The sequence below is a fragment of the Streptomyces sp. SID3343 genome, from assembly GCF_009865215.1.
Taxonomy (GTDB): Bacteria; Actinomycetota; Actinomycetes; order Streptomycetales; family Streptomycetaceae; genus Embleya.
Window position 1 is genome coordinate 1 of record NZ_WWJX01001391.1, and the last position, 2,865, is coordinate 2,865.

The 2,865-nt window shown below is 72.6% G+C and carries 2 protein-coding genes; both read left to right on the forward strand.

Annotated features, from left to right (window positions below):
- The first annotated feature begins 93 nt into the window (after positions 1 to 93).
- Positions 94 to 1,290 carry a lycopene cyclase family protein gene (locus GT354_RS44335; RefSeq protein ID WP_161362882.1) on the forward strand — a complete coding sequence of 399 codons (1,197 nt, stop codon included), beginning with the start codon at positions 94 to 96 and terminating at the stop codon, positions 1,288 to 1,290.
- Positions 1,287 to 2,816, forward strand: coding sequence for an NAD(P)/FAD-dependent oxidoreductase (locus GT354_RS44340; RefSeq protein WP_161362884.1), 1,530 nt, complete (start codon positions 1,287 to 1,289; stop codon positions 2,814 to 2,816). The genes GT354_RS44335 and GT354_RS44340 overlap by 4 nt, the downstream gene beginning before the upstream one ends.
- Positions 2,817 to 2,865 lie beyond the last annotated feature (49 nt).

Sequence of the window (2,865 nt, forward strand, 5' to 3'; positions counted from 1 at the left end):
CCGGGCCCGTCCCGCGGCGCAGGTGGCGGTTCGCACCCGTGACGCGCGTGGCGGAGGCGGGCCCGCGACCGGGACGTGCGGTATGACGGAGGCATGGACGATCTGGACATTGTGGTCATCGGCGCCGGGGCGGCCGGAATGTCCTTGGTCCGTTGCCTGGTGGCGAGGCCGGGGCCGTTCGGGGTGACGCCCACCGTGGCATTGGTGCAGCCGGTTGCGGCCTCGGCCGCGACGGAGCGCACCTGGTGCTATTGGGACACGTGCCAGGGGGCGTTGGATCGCACGGTCAGCGCGGGATGGGACCGGCTCCGCGTGCGGGACGCGGATTCGCGCAGCGTCACCGGGCGGCTGCCGGGCATGCGCTACAAGATGATCCGGTCCGTCGACTTCGAGGCGCACGTGGCACGGGAACTGGCCGCCGTGCCCCAGGTGCGGCGCATCGGGGCCACCGTCGAGGAAGTCCGGCAGCACGCGACAGGCGCGCACGTACTCGCGCGAGACGCCGACGGGGACCCGGTGCGCCTGCGGGCGCGGTGGGTCTTCGATTCGCGTCCTCCCCGCCGGCTGCCGCCCGCGCGCACCACCCTCCTCCAGCACTTCAGGGGATGGTTCGTGCGCACCGAACGAGACACGTTCGACCCGTCGACGGCCGACCTGATGGACTTCCGCACGCCGCAACCGCGCCGCGGCGTGTCCTTCGGTTACGTGCTCCCGCTGAGTCGCCGCGAAGCCCTGGTCGAATACACGGAATTCTCCAGCCGGCCGTCGACGACGCGGGAGTACGAATCCGTGCTGTCGCACTACACCGAACAGGTGCTGCGCCTGGGCGTGTTCACGGTGCTCCGCGCCGAACAGGGCGTCATCCCGATGACCGACGCGGTCTTCGACCGCAGGGCAGGCCCGTCGATGTTTCGGATCGGCACCGCCGGCGGCGCCACCCGGCCGGCCACCGGCTACACGTTCGCGACCATCCAGCGGCAGAGCGTCGACATCGCCCGGAGCTACCGGGCGGGACGCACACCGCTGCCGCCGTCACCGCATCGTGCGCGGCATCTCGCGATGGACGCGATCATGCTGCGTGCCCTCGCGAGCGGTCGAGTCGACGGCGTCGAATTCTTCACGAGGCTCTTCCGGCGCAACGCCTTCGATCGGGTGATCCGCTTCCTCGACGGACGATCCCGACTCGGGGAGGACCTGGCCCTGGGCCTGAGCACCCCGATCCTGCCCATGCTGCGCTGCGCCCTGGAAGTACCGCTGCTCGCGCGCAACCACGAGGACGGCGACCGATGACCCCACCACCGGGCCGCGATCGCCGCGCCCGCATGCTGCCCGCCCCCTCCGGCACCCCCACGCCCGCCGGAACAGCCCCGCACGCCGTCGTCGTCGGTGGCGGCATCGCGGGCCTGGCCGCCGCCACCGCGCTGGCCGAACGCGGGGTACGCGTCACCGTCCTGGAGCGCCGGCCGATGCTCGGCGGCCGTCTCGCCGGCTGGCCCGTCGACCTGCGAGACGGCACCCGAGTGACGATGAGCCGAGGCTTCCACGCGTTCTTTCGCCAGTACTACAACCTGCGCGCCCTGCTGCGCCGCACCGATCCCGACCTGGGACGCCTCACCGCGTTGCCCGACTACCCCCTGCGGCACAGCGCCGGGTACCGGGACGGATTCGCCCGGGTCCCGCGCACCCCACCGTGGAACGTGCTCGGCTTCGTCGCGCGCAGCCCCTCGTTCGGCGTGCGCGATCTGCTCGCCATGGACGCGCGAGCCGCCCTGCCGCTGCTGGACGTGCGCGTACCGGACGTGTACGAGCGGCTCGACGAGGTCGGCGCGGCCGACTTCCTCGCCGCCATCCGATTTCCCCCGGCCGCGGCGCACCTGGCGTTCGAGGTCTTCTCCCGCAGCTTCTTCGTCGATCCCGCCCGACTGTCCGCGGCCGAACTCGCCTTGATGTTCCACATCTACTTCCTCGGATCCGCCGAAGGACTGCTTTTCGACGTCCCCAACCAGCCCTTCCCGACCGCGCTGTGGGATCCGCTGGCCCACTACCTGCGCGACCGCGGCGTCGACGTGCGCACCGACGCCGTGGTCGAGGCGATCCAACCCGCTTCGCCGCACCGCCACCGAGTCGCCACCGCCGGCCCGGAACTCGTGTGCGACGCAGTGGTGTTGGCCCTGGACACGCACGGCCTGCGCGACCTGGTCGCCGCCTCCCCGCAGGTCGGTGACCACGACTGGCGCACGCGAGTCGCGGCGCTGCGCACGGCCCCACCGTTCGTGGTCTCGCGACTGTGGCTGGACCGCCGGGTGCGCTCGGAGCGACCCGGCTTCCTGGGCACGAGCGGCTACGGCCCGTTGGACAACGTCAGCGTCCTGGAACGATGGGAGGACGAGGCAGCCCGATGGGCGCGGCGTACGGGCGGCTCGGTGATCGAACTGCACGCCTACGCCGTGCCCGAGGGAGCCGATCGCACCGCCGTACAGGACCACCTGCTTGCCCAACTGCGGCGCCTGTACCCGGAGATCGAGCACGCGCGCGTGCTCGACGCCCGACACGAGTGGCACGCCGACTGCCCGCTGTTCGCCGTCGGCGGCCATCGCCATCGGCCCACGGTGCACACCCCGCACCCCACCCTGATGCTCGCCGGCGACCTGGTGCGCACCGATTTGCCGGTCGCCCTGATGGAACGAGCCGCGACCACGGGATTCCTCGCCGCAAACGCGCTGCTGCGCCGCTGGGGCATCCGAGGGCACGCGCTGTGGACGGTGCCGCGAGCCGGACGCTCACGGACGCTGCGCGCGTTGGCCCGCCGATGGTGAGCGGCGAGCCCGCGCGGCGGCCGCGGCGGCGCTCGGCCGTACCGCGAGG